The sequence below is a fragment of the Flavobacteriales bacterium genome, from assembly GCA_013001705.1.
GTDB lineage: Bacteria > Bacteroidota > Bacteroidia > Flavobacteriales_D > JABDKJ01 > JABDLZ01.
In genome coordinates this window covers 1-3,819 of record JABDLZ010000235.1, presented here as the reverse complement: position 1 = coordinate 3,819, position 3,819 = coordinate 1, and the positions used below count along the sequence as shown (strand labels likewise).

The following is a 3,819-nucleotide window of genomic DNA, read 5'->3' as shown; positions in this document are numbered from 1 at the left end:
GCATCGCTCCGGCTATAGGTCGTTGTAAGTCTTATGTAGCTCAAGATATTGAAAGAAAGTCCTCCACCGTATGAAGTGTGATAGAAGTCTTTGAAATCCGAGCCATCCCAAGTACGTGCGATATCATAGTGACCCACTACAGTGAGGTCGAAGGGGAAAGTCCATCGACCTACATTGGCCACCAGGGTGCGGAGTTCGATATTGTTGTATTGAGAGGTCTTTCCTCCGAATCGGTTCCTACGAACTCCTCTGAATTCTTCTTGACCTCCAATGAAATTCGCCTGATAGAAGCGGTAGTCTCCATCGTTATGAGCGAAACCCGAACGTAGACCCAGAGTCGTTCTCAAGGGAATGAATTTCATCGGGAAGAATAGACTGAGCTCGGATGAGAGATCGTAGAAGGAGATATCACTTCCTTCCAATCCATTGGTATAGCCTGCTCCCACTTTGAATCGGATGCCTCGATGTGGATCACTCAGATCATCGCCATTTTCATATTGATAGTTGAATCTAGCTCCGATCATGTAGTCCTCACTGTTCTGGATAGGGACGATCAGGTCATTGAAGCGATCATCGGCATCTACCTGATAGTATGCAGAATATAGACTGAGCTTGGCAATACTCGCTTGAGTGAAATTGGATAGAGCGATTCCCGGTTCGATCTCTACGCGATCCAATCGCACTTCCCCATCGATACGCTCATCCACATCTGTGGTGTTGCCCTGTCCGTTGTATCTGAATATGAAAGGTAGGTTGACCCGGGCATCAGCTATGAAATCGAAGTTTCCAAGGGCATCAACGAATTGTCCGGAGTAATCGAAATTGACCGCTCCAGTGAACGTAGAGATATTTCCCTTTACGGATTGATCGGACTTGAAGGGTTCCTTATCAAAACCGTGTGTCTGCCAGGTGATCCCAGCGCCTATGAAGAATCGGTCATCTGGATTGTATCCCAAATAGGGCAAAGGAAGAAAGGTGTTCATCTCATAGCCTCTTCGGTTATACTCGATCACCTCATCCTCAGGTCTGAGATCGGTCTTTAATTTCCCATTGGAGATGACCTTGTTACTATCTAAACTGTCGTAATAGCGGGTATGAGCGCACCAGGAAGAGACCGAGCTGGAATCTATGACGGTGTCCTCATCTTCTCCTGCGATGATCCGTACCAAGATGCTTTTATCTACATCTCCGGTGAGCTTATAAATGTCCTTCCCTTCGAGGCCATAGAGCCGTATCTCTTTGGTCTCACGAGAATTGAAGACACGGTGATAGTATCTCATATCCGTGTTGGGAAGATCATCTTCCTGATCGTAGACATTGACTTCCACTAGTCCCCCATCCTTGCGAATGACCTCGAAATAATCTTGCCCGGTCTTTCCCACCACATCCACATCTTGTGCGAGATACTTGTAATATTTGTTGGCGAACTTGACCATGTTGTCCCTTCTAGAGCGAAGAGAGTTCTTCAGGAATTCACCGTTGAACTCTTGGGCTACCTCTGGCAATTGGGCGATTGCCTCTTCGATATGCTCATCGGTGATAGTCTCTTGGATGTATTGAGCTTCCTCTATCCAGTCTTCCCTATCCAGTGCAGTCAACCAGCTCCTATCGAAGTATCTGGAGCTGAAGCCCATCCCTTGTATGTCCCGGATATCCGGCCCATACTCTTGAAGCGCCCTGACCATCCATTTGCGATTGGTCAATTTGGTGATCACACCATCCACAAAGAAGAAGGCTTGATCCCGATCCCTGGGTATCGGACGGTAGACCTCGAGACCATCTTCTTTGAACAAGGCCCATTTCCACTGGTCATCGTGTCGGTCCCAATCACCAATAAGGAAATCGAATAGTCGATTCCTCAAGGTGAACTGCTGGTCCACCCTGACCTCTTTCTCTTCTTGTACTTCTTCTATCAGGTCATCATAGCCGATGACTTCTCTGGTGTTCCCTACTTCATCGAAGCGGCTCATATCATCATCGGGACGCACCTCGAAGAGACATAAGGTATTACCGAAAATGGGCCTGACCTCACCCAGTATAGGATCATCCGGTACATAGACCAATTCAGGGTCAGTGTGAAAGATACCTAGAGGACGTGCCAAGGGAGGCACGGCTATGGCCGCATAGGGATGTGAGCCTGCCACACCGTCTGCCACCAGTTGCTCGACTATGCTATTGCGCAGACTGCTCTCTACAAGGAATCGGGTATTCTTCTGTACGGTCCGCACCACATATTCATTACCGGCTGGATCCTCCAATCGTAGGGATTGGGTCTGTTTCCCGCCTCCTTTCTCGGTGGGTAAGAGCCCGCCATAGCGATGGTGTATATTGAGATAAGGGGCTTCGATGGGCGTAGTCCAGAGGTCCCGATAGAGATCCCCCATCCAAAATCGCTTGAATCCTGATGCTGCGAAGCCACTATCGGGTACCACAAGGGCCGTTTTTCCAGAATAGTCTATATCCGGGATCTCTTCGTCTATTTCAGCGATCTCTTCCTCATCCACCCGGATGATCTCTTTCTGGTAGATCATGCTGGAGAATATCAATTCGGGCTCTTTTTCTTCTGTAGGCGCAAAGAATTCGAGCCAGGCCCGGCCATCGGCATAGAATGTCATACGCGCGAAACCTTTTCGCTGAGCACCGAATGCCATATCGGCCGAGTTGATCAAGTGGGTGACTTTACCTCCGGATCCACTGACGATCAAATGATTGCTATCGTTCGGAAAATACTGGAGGTTATGCTCGTGGCCTGCTGCATAGGTCACATTCTCATATTCTCCCATACTGGATAGAAGGCGATTGGCCATATTCTGATAGACAGGATGCGGGATGTCCTGACGGTCTCCAAGGAATTTGCGATACAACGGGTAGATACTACCGATAATGGGCAGGGGTATGGCCAGGTTCTTATTCAATTTCTTCAAGGGAAAGATGTGGTCCTGCCAGGGGTATCGACCGGAATGTGTCCCATTACTTCTCAGCGGATGGTGCCCCACCACGATCACGTGCTTGTCCCTGTGTTTCTTCAATTCATCATTGAACAAGAGCATGAAGCCATCTTCATCGGCCACGTCACAGCCATCGGGCACGCCCTCAGAGCGCACATTGTCATGGATCCACCATTGGGTATCGATAGCGATGATCACCACATCTCCCAGCTCGAATACCTCAGGTCCTGGGCATCCATTGTCCGGCTCGAATGCGTCATCAGAGCCTAGGAATTCTTCCACATACTCCTGCTGACGCTCCACCATCTTATTACCATATCTCCCACCTTGTTCCCAATCGTGATTGCCGGGAATAAAGAGCACGAGACCCTCATGGTCCAGAAAAGGGCGCATCTGATACTCGATGATCTCTTCTTCTAGTTTGCGGGTAGGACTCTGTTTGCTGTGCAATCCGGTGGGATAGATATTATCCCCCAAGAAGACCACTGTAGCCTCAGGATCCTTCTTCGCCACCTTGGCCAGAATATCCACCCCAGTCTGTTTCTCGGGAGGTGTACCGCAATCTCCTATCAGATATACCACATGGGCAGAATCAGCGGGTGGACGTGGAACGAGTTCCCTATCGGAGAATTGTTTCTGAGCTCCCATAGGCGCATAGGCTAGAATGCTTAGGGATATGCCGAGTAATGTCAGGTATCTAGAGGTCGTGTTCATACGTGATTCCTTGTCTTTGATCGTAGATGGTCATCTATTCAAATGCGATACCAGTTTATTGGGTTGTCAGGATTCGTATCAATAAAAGAAGCCAAGTCTGAGTTGAAAGACCGAATCCACATCACTCACGCTATAGGTGGAGTTGATGGTCAGATAG

The 3,819-nt window shown here is 48.8% G+C and carries 1 protein-coding gene; it reads right to left on the bottom strand.

Annotated features, from left to right (window positions below; all coding sequences use genetic code 11):
- Window positions 1-3,662 (bottom strand): BamA/TamA family outer membrane protein (locus HKN79_09550; protein NNC83812.1); only part of this gene is annotated, 3,662 nt, incomplete at its 3' end.
- Window positions 3,663-3,819: the final 157 nt, after the last annotated feature.